Raw genomic sequence first — 16,107 nt, forward strand, 5'->3', positions numbered from 1 at the left:
CCGAGAGCTGCCATCTCGCCGAACCCGGGCGTGCGCGACGGCGCGCGCGGCACCCCGTGCGGGTGCCGCGCGCGCCGGTCGTGCGGGCGGGGGTCAGGCCGCCTTGGTCAGGGCCTCCGAGAGCTTCACGCGGCGGCCGGTGCGGAGCACCGAGCGGGCGTAGATCCGGGCGCCGATGCCGGTGACGAGCACCGCGGTCCCCGCGAGGATCACCAGGGACACCAGCGGCTCCCACCAGGACGCCTCGCCGAGGAACAGCCGCACCGGCATCCCGACCGGGGCGCTGAACGGCACGTACGACATGATCGTCAGCACCAGGTCGTTGTCGTTGAAGAAGATGACGCCGAAGTACGGGATCATCACGAGCATCATCACCGGGGTGAGCACCGGGCCGGTGTCCTCGACGCGGGAGACGAGCGACGCGGCGGACGCGAACAGCGCGGCCAGCAGCACGAACCCGACGAGGAAGAACAGCACGAACCAGGCGACCGGCGCCCCGATCATGCCCAGCAGGTCGTCCTGCCCGGTGACGACCAGGCCGACGACGGCCACGGCGGCGATCGCGGCGATCTGGCCGACCGCGAGCACGGTGTTGCCGAGGATCTTGCCGGCGAGCAGCGCGCGGGGCGGGACGGTCGACAGCAGGATCTCGACGATCCGGGACTGCTTCTCCTGCACGGTGTTCTGCGCGATCGTGCTGCCGAACGTCATGGCGGCCATGAAGAACGCGATGCCGAACACGAACGACACGACGTACCGCAGCGCGTCCGAGGTGCCGGACTCGTCGAGCAGCTCGACCGGCGGGGTCACCGCCAGCGCGCTGATGACGCCGTCCGGGGCGGAGTCGAGGCCGACCACCACGACGCCGAGCAGGTTGTCCGAGTCGTCGTCGGGCAGGACCGCGGCGGAGACCTCCTCGGACTCCACCAGCGCGCGCGCCGCCTCGGGGTCGGCGGCGTCGACCGCCTCCAGCCCGTCGACGCCCTCGATCACCGCGGCGGTCTCGGGGACGACGGCGACCTTCGTGTCCCCGCCGCCGAGCCGGTCGCCCAGCACGGAGGTGAGGATGATGCCGCCCAGCACGAGCACGAGCAGCACCGCGGTCGAGATGAGGAACGACTTGCTGCGGACCTGCGTGGTGACCTCGCGCTCGGCGACCATGAGCGTCGCCTGCACGGTGTTCGGGGTGGCGGGCCTGGCTGCCGGCGCGGAGCCGGACGAGGGGGTGTTCGACAGCATCGGGGTGCGCCCGCTCATCGGACCGGCTCCTTCGTCTTCGTGGTGGCGGGCTCGTCGTCGTGACGCTCCTCGTCGCGGACGATGTCGCGGAAGATCTCCGCGAGCCGCGGGCGCACCGGGCTGAACTGCTGGACGGGGGCGGCGTCGAGCGCCGCGCGCAGGACCCGCTGGGCGGCGGCCTCGTCGGACTCGAACAGGGCGTAGCCGCCGTCGAACTCGACGACCCGGACGCCCGGCTCGGTCCGCAGCCAGCCCATGTCGCCGCCCGAGGTGATCTCGTACCGCGGGGCGGCGTGCTGGGCGCGGAGCGCCTCCTTCTCCCCCGCCGCGCGGATCCTGCCGCCGGCGATGACGACCACGTCGTCGCACAGCCGCTCGACCACGTCGAGCTGGTGCGAGGAGAACAGCACCGGCGCGCCGCGGGACGCGTACTCCTGGAGGACGCCGAGCACCAGGTCGACGGCCATCGGGTCGAGGCCGGAGAACGGCTCGTCGAGGACCAGCACCTCCGGCTCGTGCACCAGGGCGGCGGCGATCTGGGCGCGCTGCTGGTTGCCGAGCGACAGGTCGTCGACCGGGTCGTTCAGCCGCTCGCCGAGGCCGAGCTTCTCGAGCAGGTCGCGCGCCTTCTCCGTCGCGGTCCGGCGCTCGTAGCCGTGCAGCCGCGCGAGGTAGGTGATCTGCTCCAGCACGTGCATCTTCGGGTAGAGGCCGCGCTCCTCGGGCATGTAGCCGAAGGCCCGGCGGCGGTCGTCGCCCAGCGGGCTGCCGTCGAAGGTGACGGTGCCGGAGTCCGGCGTGAGCACCCCGAGGATGATCCGCATCGTCGTCGTCTTGCCGGCGCCGTTCCCGCCGACGAACCCGGTGAGCTTGCCCCGCTCCACCGAGAAGCCGACGTCGTCGAGCACCAGCCGGTCCCCGAAGGACCGGTGGATCCCGTCGAGCTGCAGCATGTCGTCTCCCGTCCTGACCTGTGGCGGACCTGTCGTCCGCCGGGATCAACGCTAGGAGGCGCCACCGCCGGAGCACCTCGGCCGCCGGGCGGAACTTGCGGGGCGGCCGGGCCTCCGTCCCGGGGCGGAGGGGGTCAGTCCGTCAGCCCGTTCTCGAACGCGTAGACGACGGCCTGCACCCGGTCCCGCAGGCCGAGCTTGGTGAGCACGTTGGACACGTGGGTCTTGACGGTGGCGCGGCCCAGGACGAGCTCGGCGGCGATCTCGTCGTTGCTCAGGCCGCGCGCGACCAGCCGCAGCACCTCGAGCTCGCGCTCGGTCAGCCCCGTGGCGGAGGGGTCGCCGGTGCCGCGCCCGGCGGCCGCGGGGCTCCCCCCGGAGGTGGAGCCCTGGCCGACGACGGCGCGGGCGATGACGGCGCGGGTGACCTCGGGCGACAGCAGCGCGTCCCCCGCGGCGACGGCGCGCACGGCGTCCGCGAGCTGCTCGGGCCGGGAGTTCTTCAGCAGGAACCCGGCGGCGCCCGCCTGCAGCGACTCCAGCAGGTAGTCGTCCCGGTTGAACGTGGTCAGGACGAGCACGCCCGCCGTGATGCCGGGGTCCGCCGTGATCCGGCGGGTGGCCTCCAGCCCGTCGACGCCCGGCATCTGCACGTCCATGCAGACGACGTCCGGGCGCAGCGCGCGCGCCAGCTCGACCGCCTCGGCGCCGTCGCCGGCCTGCCCGACGACCTCCAGGTCCGGCTGCGCGCCGAGGATGGTGGCGAGCCCGGCCCGCAGCAGCGCCTGGTCGTCCGCGAGCACCACGCGCACCGGCCGGTCCGGGCCGAAGCCCCGGTCCGGGGCGTCGCCCTCCGTCGCGTCGTCGAACCGCACCGCGTCGGCCCCGGTCATCGTGCCCCTCCCGTCCGCGGCCCGAGCGGCACCCGCGCCCGGACCAGGTAGCCGCCGCGCCCCCGCGCGCCGGTCTCCAGCGTGCCGCCGTCGGCGGCGACCCGTTCCCGCATGCCGACCAGGCCGAGCCCGCCGGACGTCCCGCGCCGCGCGACCCGTCGCGCGCCGGTGCCGTCGTCGGTGACCTCGAGCTCGACCGCGTCGGGCTCGTACCGCAGCCGGACGTCCACCCGGGCGCCGGTCCCCGCGTGCTTGCGCACGTTGGTCAGCGCCTCCTGGCAGATCCGGTACAGGTTGAGCGAGGTGAGCGGCGGCACCCGCACGGGGTCGCCGACCACCTGGTACTCCGCGGCCAGCCCGGTGTCCGCGGCCTGCTGCACCAGCTCGGGCAGCCGCTCGACGGACAGCGAGCCGACCGCGGAGGCGGCGTGCGCCTCGGTCCCGGACTCGCGCAGCGTGCTGAGCAGCCCGTGCAGCTCGTCGACGGCCTCGCGGGCGCTGTCCTCGACCTGCTCCAGCGCGGCGGCGGCCTGCTGCGGGTCGGACTCCTGGACCATCCGCGCCGCGGCGGCCTGCACGCCCATCATCGACACGTGGTGCGCGACCGCGTCGTGCAGCTCCCGGGCCAGCCGCAGCCGCTCGATGGCGACGGCCTGCTCCTCGACCCGGCGGCGCTCGCCGACCAGCAGCCGCCCGCGGTACGCCGTGCGGGCGCGCTCGCGCGCGGCGTTCCAGGCGTGCTCGCCGAACCACCAGGAGCCCGCGAAGTACAGGATGTTGGTGAGCAGCTGGATCAGCAGGTACGCCACCAGCGGGGAGAACGCGCCCGCGTTGGAGAAGCCCTCGATGCCCTCGGGGTCGGTGACCGCCTGGAACATCGCGATCAGCAGCCAGACGAACATCGCGACGACGATCCCCGCCCGCACCCAGAACGCCCGCACGCGGTTCCGGTCCCAGGCGCCGACCGTGTAGAGCGCCATGAACAGCGCGATGTTGCCGAACAGCGTCTCGGGGACCCGGAGCTCGCCCATCAGCACGAACGCCGCCGCCACGACGACCGCCACGACCGCCGGGCGCTGCCGGCGCCACGCGAGCGGCGCGGTCACCGCGAGCACGCACAGCACGGCGACCCAGCCCTCGGCGGGCTCGTCGTACATGCCCGCCGTGCGCCCGAGCGCCAGGCTGAGAATGCCGCCGATCAGCAGGCCCGCGGCCAGCAGGACGTCGTACCGGCGCTGCTCCGCGGTGATCGGCGGCCTCCGCCAGCCCGGGGCGTCGGGGTCCGCGAGCCCGCCGGCCGCGGGACCGACCGGCGCGGCGGGGTCGGTGACGTCGTCGGGGGCAGCGGGGTCGCTGTCGGGGCGGAGCACCGGCCTACCGTAACGGGACGGACCCGTCCGTCAGCCCCGGCTCCCGGTTCCCGGACGCGCGGCGCGACGCTGGGAACAGCTCTCCGACCAGGTGCCGCGCCGCCAGCGCGGCGGCACCCTCGACCGTGGCCGCGCCGCCCAGAGCGCTCGGCACCACCTCGGTGTGGCCGGACAGCCCGGCCAGCTCGGCGCGGACCCAGCGCACCACCAGGGGGTGCTCCCCCACGGGGCCGCCGAGGACCACCACCTCCGGGTCGAGCACGGCCACCAGGGCGGTGACCACCCGCGCCACCTCCCGGGCGTGGTCGCGGACCGCGGCGACGGCCACGGCGTCCCCGGCCTCGGCGCGGGCCAGCAGCGCGTCGACCTGCGCCCGCAGGTCGCCGGCCGCCGGACGGCCCGGCAGGCGGGCCACGAGGGCGGCGGCACCGACGTGGCGCTCGGCACCGAGCTCCTGCGGTGCGCGGTCGTCGGCCCACGGGAAGGGCAGGTCGGCGACCTCCCCGGCGCCGCCGCGAGCCCCGTGCACCAGGACGCCGCCGACCACCACCCCGGCACCGATGCGCTCACCCACCTGGACGAAGACCACGTCCTGACGGCCGGCGGCCACGCCGTGCCCGGTCTCCGCCAGCACCGCGCAGTTCACGTTGTTCTCCGCGAGCACCGGCACCCCGGCAGGCACCCCGAGGCGGGCGAGCAGCTCCTCAGGCGCCAGACCGCCCAGCGACGGCCCCTCGCGGCCGGTGAGCCGGTGGTCCGCGCGCACCGGCTTGGGCAGCGCGACCGCCACAGCGAGCAGCGGGCCGGCCGCCACGAGTCCCGCCCGCAGCTCGGCCAGCGCGTGCGCCGTCACCTCCAGCAGCCGGTCGACGGATCCGGCCTGCCGGAGCGTCGCGCGCCGCTCGCCGAGCCGGTCACCGGCGATGCCCCGGGCCGCCAGCCGGACCTGGGCGTTGCCGAGGTCGATCCCGAGCGTCCAGCCGGCGTTCGGCGCCACCGCGTAGACCGCCGCGGACCGCCCCGTCGCTCCCGAACGCGAGGTCCTCTGCAGGGCGAGGCCGGCACGCTCGAGCTCGGCGACCGCGACGGAGACGGTCGGCTTCGACAGCCCGAGGCGGGCACTGAGCTCGGGCCGGGTGGCAGGCCCCCCGCGGACGAGCTCCAGGCCGACCGCCTGGGCGGCGGCCGAGAGCCGGGGCAGCGGCCCGGCAGCCTGCACCGGGGCGGTCCGTGGCGCACCGGACCGCTGGCCGGTCCCCGTCGCCGGCTCCGCGGCCCCGGCGACCCGCTCGACGGCGATCCCGCGGGGCAGGGCCAGCGTGCGGCCGGGGCGCGGGCCCGGCGCGGACCGCACGACCACCCCCGGCAGCCGCAGCGTGGTGCGCCGGTCGTGCAGCACGTCGAGCACGGCGATCTCCGCCGGGAGCGGCTCGACGGGCAGGCCCGCTGCGGCCCGGCGCGCGAGCAGCTCCGCGGCGGGCCCGACGACCGTGGCGCCCGGCAGCACCGCGGCGACCACCCGCAACCAGCAGGCGCGGGCGACGTCCTCCGGGTCCTGCGCGGTGCGGCCCGAGTACACCCCGCGCGCCAGCCTCACCAGGGTGCCGCGCCGCACCGCCCGGGTCAGCACGGCCGGATCGGCCTCGCCGGCCAGCACCACGTCAGCCCAGTCCCGCTGCACCATCTGCTCCTCGGTCAAGTTGTGACGCCCCGGTCAATGTTCGCGGCGCACCGACCCCGCCGATCCGTCGTCGCGTCCTTGACCGTGGCCGCGGATCTTGACCGCACAGGGGCGTCCGGGTCCGCCGATCCTACGGTCTCGGCTCGTAAGGCCAGTTACCTAACGAAGTCGAGAGGTGCGACCAGCGATGACGCCGCACGAAGTCCTCATCCCGTTCCGCGACGGAGTCCGGGCCCAGCCGGACGCCGTCCTGGCCACGGTCGCCCGGACCGCCGGCTGGCTCACCGAGCGCCGGCCGCTGCCCCGGCGGTCCGGCGTCCTGCTCGCGGGGATCGGCGCCTCGCACGCCGTCCTCGCCGCTCCGGTGCTCGAGCTGCGCCGGGGTGGCGTCCGGGCGACGCGGTCGGCCGGCGACGACCTGCCGCCGGGCGCACCCGAGCTGGCGGACCTCACGGTCGCGGTCTCCCAGTCGGGTCGCAGCCCCGAGACGCTGGAGGCGGCCGCCCGCGCGTCCCGCAGCATCGCGGTGGTCAACCAGCCGGGGTCCCCCCTGGCGGACGCGGCCGACGACCTGCTCTGGCTCGGGGGCCTGGTGGACTCCGGCATGTCGTCGGTGGCGGTGGCCGCGACCGCGGTGGCGCTCGGCATGCTCGTCGAGCACCGGGTGCACGGCGCCGCGTCCGAGGTCTGGTCCGGGCTGCCCGCCGCGCTGCACGACGTGCTCGACGACGCGGCCACGGCCCGCACCGTCGCCGCGTTCGCCGGACGCGCGGCGGAGCGTGGATGCGTCGACGTCGTCGGCCGGGCCGCGAGCGCCGGCGCCGCCGAGCAGGGCGCGCTGCTGCTCCGGGAGGGGCCCAAGGTGCCCGCCCTCGGCACCACGACGCGCACCTACCTGCACGGCATGACCGACGCGGTCGGTCGCACCGCGCACGTGCTGATCGGCGGCGTCCGGGAGGCCGAGCTGGGCTCCCAGCTGGCCACGTACGACGTCCCGGTGCTCCTGCTCACCGACGAGGACGTGGCGGCTCCCGCCGGCGTCGCCACGGTGCGGCTGCCCGCCCTGCCGCCGCTCGCCGCCGTGGTCACCGAGGTGGCGGTCCTGCAGATGCTCGCGCTCGACCTCGGGTCCGCCCTCGGCAGCGACGTGGACGCCGGAGCGCTCGCCCGGGTCGACACGAAGGTGGCTCCCGGGACGACCGACGGCGCGGACCGATGACCCGGCTCGTGGCCGGCATCGACGTCGGCGGGACGAAGACCCGGGTGCGGGTGGAGACGGCCGACGGCGCCGAGGCGGCGGACACCACGGCCCCCACCGCAGGCTGGCGCGGCACGTCCTTCGAGGTGAAGGCCGAGCTGCTCGCCGAGCGGCTGACCGCGCTCGTCGCCCCCCTGGACCCGGCGGGCCTGGCCGCGGTCGCGGTCGGCGCCCACGGCTGCGACCTCGAGGAGGAGAGCGAGGAGCTGCGCAGCCACCTCCAGCGCCGGCTGCCCGGCGTCGTGTGCGTGGTGGTGAACGACGCCGAGCTGGTCGCCCCGGCGGCCGGATCCCCGGACGCGGTGGGCCTGATCGCCGGCACCGGCTCGGTCGCGGTCGGCCGCACCCCCACCGGCGCGCGGGTGCACGCGGGCGGCTGGGGCTGGGTCGTCGGGGACGAGGGCGGCGCCGCCGGGATCGTGCGGGAGGCGGTGCGGGCATCGCTGCGCGCCGTCGAGGACGACAGCCCCGACCCGCTCCCCGGGCGGCTGTGCCGCGCGCTCGCGGTCGGGCACCCGCTCGACCTGCCCGGCCGGCTCGTGACCGAGGACCCGGCCGCGTGGAGCGCGCACGCCGCACTCGTCTTCGAGGCCGCTGCCGACGGGTCCGCCGTCGGCGAGCGGCTCGTCGCGGACGCCGGAGACGCGCTGGCCGACCTGGTGCACCGGGTCGTCACCCGCGGCGCACGCCCGACCCGCGTCGTCGCCGCCGGCGGCGTGGTCGTCGCCCAGCCCGCGCTGCGGGACGCGCTCCGTGCCGGGCTGGACCGCCGCGACCTCGCCCTCCCCGTCGACCTGCTCGACGCCCCTCCCGTGCTCGGCGCGCTCGCCCTCGCGCGCACCGCGCTCGACCGCACCGTCCCCTCCCCGAGAAAGGCCCTGCGATGACGCAGCCGTCCCCCTCCCCGGCCACCGAGGCCGCGCACGTCGCCGGCGCGCCGGACCCGGCGCCGGCCGGCCGCCGGCGCCGCCGGTTCGCTCTGCCCAACACCTACGCGATCCTCGTCGCCCTGACCGCGGTCGTCTGGGCGCTCGGGTTCGTGGTCCCGGCCGGCCAGTACGACCTGGTCGACGGGGCGCCGGTGCCCGGCTCGTACCACCACGTGGAGGTCGACGCCTCGTTCGGCGACCGGGTGCTGGACCTGTTCCAGGCCCCCGTGAACGGGCTCTACGGCGTCGAGGACCCCGGGTCCGGGTTCGTCGGCCCGTACGAGTCCGGCAGCCTCACCGGCGCCGCCGGCGTGTTCCTCTTCGTGCTCGCGATCGGCGCCTTCATCGTGACCACGACCCGGACCGGCGCGGTCGATGCCGGCATCGGCCGCGTCGCGGCGCGGTTCCGGGACCGCGGCGCGGCGGTGATCGTCGCCCTCATGGTGCTCATCACGCTGGGCGGGTCCACGTTCGGCCTCGGCGAGGAGACGCTCGGCTTCTACGCCATCCTCATCCCGCTGCTGCTCAGCCTCGGCTTCGACCGCATGACCGCCGTCGGCGTGGTCCTCGTCGGGTCCGTCGTCGGCAACATGGCGTCGACGGTGAACCCGTTCATGACCGGCGCGGCCTCCGACGCGGCGGGCATCCCGATCGGCCAGGGGATCGGCCTGCGCGCGCTGCTGCTGGTGGTGTTCGGCGGTCTCGCCATCGCCTACGTCGTGCGCTACTCCGTGCGCGTCCGCCGCGACCCCTCCCGCTCGGTGGTCGGGATCAGCGCGGAGGACGCCGAGCTGGCGGCGGGAGTGGACACGGGTTCGCTGGTGATGTCCGGCCGCCAGAAGGTCGTGATCACCCTGTTCGCGGCGACGTTCGCGTTCATGGTGTTCGCCCTCGTGCCCTGGGCGCAGGTCGTGCACGGCCCCGGCGCGGCGTCGTACGGCTGGCAGCTGGACTGGTACTTCCCCGAGCTGACCGCGCTGTTCCTGGTGATGGCGGTCGTGATCGGCCTGGTCGGCCGCATGCGCGGCGAGGCGCTCGTCGGGTCCGTGCTCGCGGGGGCCTCGGAGTTCCTCGGCGCCGCGCTCGTCATCGTCCTGGCCCGCGGGATCACGGTCGTCATGCACAACGCCCTGATCACCGACACCGTGCTGCACGCGCTGGAAGGTCTGGTCTCCGGTGCCGGGGGTGGGGCGTTCGGCGTCCTCGTCTACCTCGTGAACGTGCCGATGTCGTTCCTCGTGCCGAGCTCCTCCGGGCTCGCGACGCTCGCGATGCCCGTGCTCGCACCACTGGCCGACTTCGCGGGCGTGGGGCGCGACCTCGTGGTGACCGCGTTCCAGTGCGCGGTCGGCACGGTGGCGCTCGTGACGCCGACCTCGGCGATCGTGATGGGCGGCCTGTCGCTCGCGAAGGTGCCGTACGGCCGGTACGTGCGGTGGGTGCTGCCGCTGCTGGCCGTGCTCGTGGTCGGCTCGTTCGCGACGCTGATGCTCGCGGCGCTGCTCTGAGCGACGGGTGCCGGTCGTCGTGAGGTGCGCGCCAGCGCCCCGACGGCCGGCACCGGCCCCGGGCCGGACGCGCAGCGCGTCGAGCCCGAGGCCACCACCCGACGTCCGCGCACCCGGGTCAGCCGCGGAGCGAGGCGCCCCACGGCCGGGCGGGGTCGTGCACGGCCACCGCGAGCGTCGTGTCGGACTGCCCGTAGTACGCGAACCACTTCCCGTGGAACCGCACGAGCCCCTCCACGAACGTCACGTTGGACACCAGGCCGTTGAGGTCCTCGAAGGTCTGCGGCCGGAGCCACGGCTCCTGGAGGCGGGCCAGCACCCGGGTCGGCTCGTCGGGGTCGATCGCGATCTGGCCGCACCGGTAGTCGACGTCGACGCTGCCGTCGTCGTGCACCGTGCGGGTGGCGCCGTTGGTGAGCATCACCAGCAGCCCGTTGTCGGTGAGCACCGGCGAGGTGCCGATCTCCACGAGGTCGGCGTCGAACGACCCGGGCGTCGGCGCGTACATCGGCTCGGTGTCGGGCGTGCCGGGGGTCCAGTGGACCAGGTCGTCGCTGGTGGCCCAGTAGAGGCCGCCCTCGCCGAAGTACATCCACCACCGGCCCTGCATCCGCACCGGCACGATCACCCCGGCCTTCGACCACTCGTGCCCGCGCGGGTCGACGGTGGCGAACGTGTCGAAGTCCGGGAACAGCGGCCCGTGCCGGGTCCAGGTGCGCAGGTCGGTCGACGTGGCGAGGCACAGCCGCGCGGCCTTCCGGTCCCAGCCGGTGTAGGTCAGGTAGTACGTGCCGTCGACGACGGCGATGCGCGGGTCCTCGCAGCCGAACTCCTCGTAGTCCTCCTGCGGGGACAGGATCGGCTCGTCCTCGCGCTCGAAGTGGTACCCGTCGCGGCTCCGGGCCAGGCCGATGTGGGACACGATGTCGTCGGCGTGCGCGCGGTACAGCAGCAGCACCTCGTCGTCGACGACCAGCGCCGCCGGGTTGTACAGGTTGGCCGACTCCCACGACCCGCCGCGGGGCCGGAGGATCGGGTTGCCCTCGTAGGGCACGAACGGGCCGAGCGGGAACGTCGCGCCGGTGAACAGGGTGGTCGCGGTCATGGGGTCAGCCCTTCACGGCGGAGCCGAGGTCGGTGGTGCGGAAATACCGCTGGAACACGCAGAACAGGGCGACGACCGGGAACGCGAGCGCGCAGGCGCCGGCCAGGATCGCGCCGTTGGGGTTGGCCGCGGTCTGCGACACGTTGGAGATGTAGTTCGCCAGGGACACGGCGAGCGGCTGCAGCGACGCGTCCTTGGTGATGAGGAACGGCCACAGGAACTCGTTCCACGGCCCGATGAACGTCACCAGCACCACCGTCGCCAGCGCCGGCCTGACCAGCGGCAGCGCGATGGACCGGAGGATGCGCAGCTCGCCCGCGCCGTCGATCCGGGCCGCCTCGAACATCTCCCGCGGCAGCGCCCGGAAGAACTGGGCGAAGATGAACACCGCCGTGGTGTTGATCGCGAACGGCAGGATCATCCCGAGGTAGGTGTCCCCGAGGCCGTAGCCGCGGGTGATCTGCACGTACAGCGGGATCATCAGCAGCTGGAACGGCACCATCTGCACCAGGAGCATGAGAACCCAGGTCAGCCGCCGGCCGGGGAACTGCAGCCGTGCCACCGCGTAGCCCGCGAGCGTGCCGAGCACCACGGTGCCGAGCAACACCCCCGCCGTGAACACCAGCGAGTTGACCAGCGACCCCGCCAGGTCGATCCGCGCGTCGATCTGCGCGAAGTTCTGCGTGGTCCACCCGGAGGTCGGCACGAGCCGGTCGGGGGTGTTGGTCGGGCTCTCCTGGAACGCGCCGACCACCATGAAGTAGAAGGGGAAGGCGAACACCAGCGCGGCCGCCGCCAGGAGCACCTGGCGCGCCACGGCGCCGCCACGTCGTCGTCCCATGTCACCGCTCCCGGTTCAGTCGCTGCGCGGCCAGGGACAGCAGCCCGACCACGACGACGAGGACCATGCCGATGGCCGCCGCGACGTCGGGGTTCTGCTGCTGGATGCCGCGCTGGTAGATGAGCAGCACGGGCGTCACGGACGCCCCGTCGGGGCCGCCGCCGCCGGTGAGCAGGTACGGCTCCGTGAACAGGTTGGTGCCGGTGATGATCGCCAGGACGAGCACCAGCGTCGTCGCCGCCCGGACGCCGGGCACCGTCACGTTGAGGAACCGCTGCACCCCGCCGGCCCCGTCGGTCTCGGCCGACTCGTACAGCTCGCGCGGCACGTTCTGCAACGCCGCGAGGTAGAGCAGCACGTAGAACCCGAGCTGCTTCCACGTGACGTACAGGGCGATCGTCGGCATCGCGAGGGCCTTGTTGGCGAGCCAGGACGGGTCCGGCGCCAGCGGGCCGAGGACCGCGTTGACCAGGCCGTTCGACGAGAACAGCAGCATCCACACGCCGACCAGGGATACCGACGCCGTCAGGTACGGCACGTAGTACGCCACCCGGTAGGCCGCCGCCCACCGCACGCCCGCGTTCAGCGCCGACGCCAGCACGAGCGCCAGGGCGACGGTCAGCGGCACGTTGATCACCAGGAACACCGCGGTGTTCCGGAACGAGGCGAGCACCTGCGGGTCGGTCAGCACCTCGCGGAAGTTGTCGAGCCCGACGAACGGCTTCGGCACGTCCACGCCCGGCGCCGTGAAGAAGTAGTCGTGGAACGCCATGTACGCCGAGAACCCGAGCGGGTAGGCGAACACGACGAGCACGAACACCAGGTAGGGCGCCGCGAACAGCGTGCCGAGCGGCTGCCCGCCCCACCACCGCCGCCGGCCGCGGCCCCGGGGCGCGGGGGGCGAGGTGCGTCCGGTGCTCGCACCCGCCCCCGCCGTCACCGTGGACACGTCAGCCCTGCACCAGGTCGTCGATCTTGGCGGCCGCGGCGCTGAGGAAGTCGTCCACGGACGTGCTCCGGAAGATCACCGCCGAGGTGTACGCCTCGCGGAACGCCTGCCACGCCTCGATCGAGTTCGGGATGCTCGGCACGTCGCCGGTGCGGGCGGCCTGGTCGGCGAACACCTCGTACTCGGGGTGCGCCGCGAAGTAGTCCGGGTACGTGGCGGCGAGGTCCTGGCGCAGCGGCATCTGGCCGGTGGCCTCGAGCAGCGCGCCGTCGCTCTCCTCGCTCGTCGAGTACTTCAGGAACTCCCACGCCGTGCCCTGGTTCTCGCAGGACGTGAACATCGAGACGTTCTTCGAGTCCGCGAACGTCGTCACGTCCTCGCGGCCGTCGGAGGTCGGCACCGGCATGAAGCCGACGTCGACGCTGTCCTTGTAGGACGCGATGGCCCACGGGCCGGCCAGCTGCATCGCGGTCTGGCCGGACACCATGGCGTCGTCGGTGGCGGCCTCCTGCGGCGCGAGGCCGTCGGCGTAGATCGACGCCCAGAAGTCGGCGACGGCCTTGCCCTCCTCGTCGTCGAAGGTGGCCTTCCCGTCCTCGACCAGCGCGGTGCCGTCGGTCTCGGCCAGGTACACCGGGTAGAAGTCGAACCACGGCTGGTAGAAGTCGTTGGTCGGCGACGGCCAGATCGCGCTGGGGGCCGCCCCGGAGTCGACGATCTGCTGCGCGCCGGCCAGGAAGTCGTCGAAGGTCGCCATGCCCGGGTTCTCGGGGTCGAGCCCGGCCTGGGTGAACAGCGCCTTGTTGTACATGACCATCACGGGGTTCGACTTCCACGGCAGCTGGTAGTAGCCGCCGTCGGTCTCGTAGCCGGACACGCCGTCGCCGCCGCGGGCGGAGATGTAGTCGGCGCCGTCGTCGAACGTCGTCAGGTCGACCAGGCCGCCCTGCCGCACCCAGCCGGGCACGGCCGCGCTGGAGATGTTGTAGACCAGGCACGGCGCGGTGCCGGCGGTGATGGCCGCGGTGATGGCCTCCTCGGAGGACGCGCCGGCCGGGATCTCCTGGGCCTCGACCTGCTCGTCGGGGTGGTCGGCGTTCCAGGCGTCCACGACGTCCTGGCCCCAGCCCACCTCCTGCTCGTTGTTCGACAGCCAGACGGTGATGGGTCCGGTGGCGTCGGTGGCCTCGCCGGACCCGCCGTCGTCCGATCCTCCGGAGCAGGCGGTGGTGGCGAGCGCGACGGCGCCCAGCAGCGCGGCGGTGCGGATGTACCTCATCGGGGCTCCTCCTCGAGCGGTTCGGGCGGTGCGTGGTGCGTCGGCGCGGGGGCGTCGGTGCTCCCGCGCAGCTGCAGGACGGTGCAGTCGACCGTGACGGAGTGCGGCCCGTCGCCGGCCAGGTCGGCCAGCAGGCGGGTGGTGGCGACCCGGCCGCGGCGGGCGGGGTCGGTGGACACGCTGGTGAGCGGCGGGCTCAGGTGCGCGGACAGGTGGTCGTCGTCGAACCCGGCGACGGCGAGCTCCTGCGGGACCCGGACGCCGCGGCTCTGCGCGTACGACATCCCGGCGATCGCCATCGTGTCGTTCGCGTACAGGATCGCGGTGGGCCGGTCCCGCAGCGCGAGCAGCTCCGCCGTGAGCGCCCGGCCGCTGCCCGCGGTGAAGTCGCCCTCGCGGACCAGCTCGCGGGAGCCCACGGCCTGCACGAACGCGCGGGCCCGGGCGTACGAGTGCACGTAGCCGAGCGGGCCGGCCACGTGCGCGATCCGGGTGTGCCCGCGGGCGCGCAGGTGCGCCACGAGCTCGGCGACCGGGGCGGCGTCGTCGGTGCGGACGCAGGACAGCCGGGTCGGGCCGTCGTAGGCGCCGAGCAGCACGGCGGGCAGCCCGAGCCCGCCGAGGAACGGCACCCGCCAGTCGTCCCGGTGCAGGTCCAGGGCGATGACGCCGTCCGCCCGGCCCGCGGCCATCGCCTGGTAGGCCCGCTCCTCCGCCCCGCGGCTGCCGACCACCTGCAGGACCAGGGCGACCTCGCGCTCCGCGAGCGTCTGCTCGACGCCCGCGATGAACGCGGGGAAGAACGTGTCGGAGGCGAGGATCGCCGGGTCACGGCGCAGCACGACGCCGACCGCGTTGGCCCGGCGGGCCGCGAGCGCGCGGGCGCTGCTGCTGGGCACCCAGCGCAGCTCCTCGGCCGCCGCGAACACCCGGGCCTTCGTCGCCGCCGAGATGGGCCGGTGGCCGCTGTACGCGTGGGACACCGTCGCCTTGGTCACGCCGGCGGCCCGGGCGACGTCCGAGATCGTCGGTCGGCTCATGCTCACCTCCTCGTGCAGCACGTCCCGACGAACGTAAAAGCGGTTTGACGATCGAGCCAACCGGTTTGACGACGGGGCCGGGGCGGGGGTGCGGGAGCGGCCGCGGCGCGGGACCGGCGCTCCGTGCGCCCTACGCTTGCCCGATGGCCCACCTGCTCGGCGGCGAAGCGCTGCACCTGTCCTTCCCGACCAAGAACGTCTTCGACTCGGTGACCGTGGGCCTCAACGAGGGCGACCGGGTCGGCGTCGTCGGCCGCAACGGCGACGGCAAGTCCTCGCTGCTCGCGCTGCTGGCCGGCCGGCTGACCCCGGACTCCGGGCGCGTGACGGTCCGCGGCGGCGTGCGGATCGGCGTGCTCGACCAGACCGACACCCTGGACCCGGGCCTCACCGTCGGGCAGGCGGTCGTCGGCGACCGGGCCGAGCACGAGTGGGCCGGCGACCCGAAGGTCCGCGACGTCGTCTCCGGGCTGGTCGGCGACCTGCCGTGGGACAAGCTCGTCGGCGACCTGTCCGGCGGGCAGCGGCGGCGGGTCGCGCTCGCCGCGCTGCTGGCCGGCGACGACGACGTGCTCATGCTCGACGAGCCCACCAACCACCTCGACGTCGAGGCGGTCACCTGGCTGGCCCGGCACCTGAACCGCCGCTGGTCGTCGAACGCCGGCGGGCTGCTGGTCGTCACCCACGACCGCTGGTTCCTCGACGCGGTGTCCACCCGCACCTGGGAAGTGCACGACGGCGTCGTCGACGCGTACGACGGCGGGTACGCCGCCTTCGTGCTCGCCAAGGCCGAGCGCCAGCGGCAGGCCGCCGCGTCCGAGGAGCGGCGGCAGAACCTGGTCCGCAAGGAGCTCGCCTGGCTCCGCCGTGGACCGCCCGCGCGCACCTCGAAGCCGAAGTTCCGCATCGACGCGGCCAACGCCCTGATCGCCGACGTGCCAACTGAGCCGGTCGAGCAGCGTACGGTCGCCGACTTTGATGGTGGCGTCCTTGAGCTCGTAGACCTGCTTGCCCAACCGCGACACGGCCAGGCGCTGCAGCGACACGCTGTCGCGCGGCTCC

Annotated in this window: 14 protein-coding genes; 4 read left to right on the forward strand and 10 right to left on the reverse strand. The window is 74.6% G+C overall.

Annotated features, from left to right (window positions below; translation table 11 throughout):
- Positions 1-93: 93 nt before the first annotated feature.
- The 5 genes from VER05_RS16995 to VER05_RS17015 form a co-directional block, all read right to left on the reverse strand.
- Positions 94-1,257, reverse strand: a complete 1,164-nt coding sequence (locus VER05_RS16995) for an ABC transporter permease (protein WP_324846498.1) — start codon at positions 1,255-1,257, stop codon at positions 94-96.
- On the reverse strand, positions 1,254-2,192 hold the full coding sequence (locus tag VER05_RS17000) for an ATP-binding cassette domain-containing protein (protein ID WP_324846499.1): 939 nt from the start codon (positions 2,190-2,192) through the stop codon (positions 1,254-1,256). The genes VER05_RS16995 and VER05_RS17000 overlap by 4 nt, the downstream gene beginning before the upstream one ends.
- 134 nt (positions 2,193-2,326) lie before the next feature.
- On the reverse strand, positions 2,327-3,085 hold the full coding sequence (locus VER05_RS17005) for a response regulator transcription factor (protein WP_324846500.1): 759 nt from the start codon (positions 3,083-3,085) through the stop codon (positions 2,327-2,329).
- Positions 3,082-4,455, reverse strand: coding sequence for a sensor histidine kinase (locus tag VER05_RS17010; protein ID WP_324846501.1), 1,374 nt, complete (start codon positions 4,453-4,455; stop codon positions 3,082-3,084). The genes VER05_RS17005 and VER05_RS17010 overlap by 4 nt, the downstream gene beginning before the upstream one ends.
- Before the next feature lie 4 nt (positions 4,456-4,459).
- Positions 4,460-6,154, reverse strand: a complete 1,695-nt coding sequence (locus tag VER05_RS17015) for an ROK family transcriptional regulator (RefSeq protein WP_324846502.1) — start codon at positions 6,152-6,154, stop codon at positions 4,460-4,462.
- A gap of 169 nt (positions 6,155-6,323) precedes the next feature.
- On the opposite strand from VER05_RS17015, the gene VER05_RS17020 reads away from it, so the two are divergent.
- From VER05_RS17020 to VER05_RS17030, 3 genes are read left to right on the forward strand one after another with little or no spacing between them, the layout of a single operon-like run.
- The gene (locus VER05_RS17020; RefSeq protein ID WP_324846503.1) at positions 6,324-7,355 is read left to right on the forward strand and encodes a hypothetical protein; all 1,032 of its coding nucleotides are present in this window, start codon (positions 6,324-6,326) and stop codon (positions 7,353-7,355) included.
- A complete protein-coding gene (locus VER05_RS17025; RefSeq protein ID WP_324846504.1) occupies positions 7,352-8,281 on the forward strand; it encodes an N-acetylglucosamine kinase in 930 nt (309 codons plus the stop codon). Before VER05_RS17020 ends, VER05_RS17025 begins: the two co-directional genes overlap by 4 nt.
- Positions 8,278-9,831, forward strand: a complete 1,554-nt coding sequence (locus VER05_RS17030; protein ID WP_324846505.1) for a YfcC family protein — start codon at positions 8,278-8,280, stop codon at positions 9,829-9,831. The genes VER05_RS17025 and VER05_RS17030 overlap by 4 nt, the downstream gene beginning before the upstream one ends.
- Before the next feature lie 118 nt (positions 9,832-9,949).
- On the opposite strand, the gene VER05_RS17035 is transcribed toward VER05_RS17030, so the two are convergent.
- From VER05_RS17035 to VER05_RS17055, 5 genes are read right to left on the reverse strand one after another with little or no spacing between them, the layout of a single operon-like run.
- The gene (locus VER05_RS17035; RefSeq protein ID WP_324846506.1) at positions 9,950-10,936 is read right to left on the reverse strand and encodes a glycoside hydrolase family 130 protein; all 987 of its coding nucleotides are present in this window, start codon (positions 10,934-10,936) and stop codon (positions 9,950-9,952) included.
- Positions 10,937-10,940: 4 nt separating this feature from the next.
- On the reverse strand, positions 10,941-11,777 hold the full coding sequence (locus VER05_RS17040) for a carbohydrate ABC transporter permease (protein ID WP_324846507.1): 837 nt from the start codon (positions 11,775-11,777) through the stop codon (positions 10,941-10,943).
- A gap of 1 nt (position 11,778) precedes the next feature.
- Positions 11,779-12,717, reverse strand: a complete 939-nt coding sequence (locus VER05_RS17045; RefSeq protein WP_324846513.1) for a sugar ABC transporter permease — start codon at positions 12,715-12,717, stop codon at positions 11,779-11,781.
- Between the two features lie 10 nt (positions 12,718-12,727).
- Complete coding sequence (locus tag VER05_RS17050) at positions 12,728-14,005, reverse strand: extracellular solute-binding protein (protein ID WP_324846508.1); 1,278 nt, start codon at positions 14,003-14,005, stop codon at positions 12,728-12,730.
- On the reverse strand, positions 14,002-15,045 hold the full coding sequence (locus VER05_RS17055; RefSeq protein ID WP_324846509.1) for a LacI family DNA-binding transcriptional regulator: 1,044 nt from the start codon (positions 15,043-15,045) through the stop codon (positions 14,002-14,004). Before VER05_RS17055 ends, VER05_RS17050 begins: the two co-directional genes overlap by 4 nt.
- 143 nt (positions 15,046-15,188) lie before the next feature.
- Here VER05_RS17055 and VER05_RS17060 point away from each other — a divergent pair.
- Positions 15,189-16,107 (forward strand): ABC-F family ATP-binding cassette domain-containing protein (locus tag VER05_RS17060; protein ID WP_324846510.1); only part of this gene is annotated, 919 nt, incomplete at its 3' end.

It is taken from the genome of Cellulomonas sp. (assembly GCF_035634735.1).
Classification (GTDB): Bacteria; Actinomycetota; Actinomycetes; order Actinomycetales; family Cellulomonadaceae; genus Cellulomonas.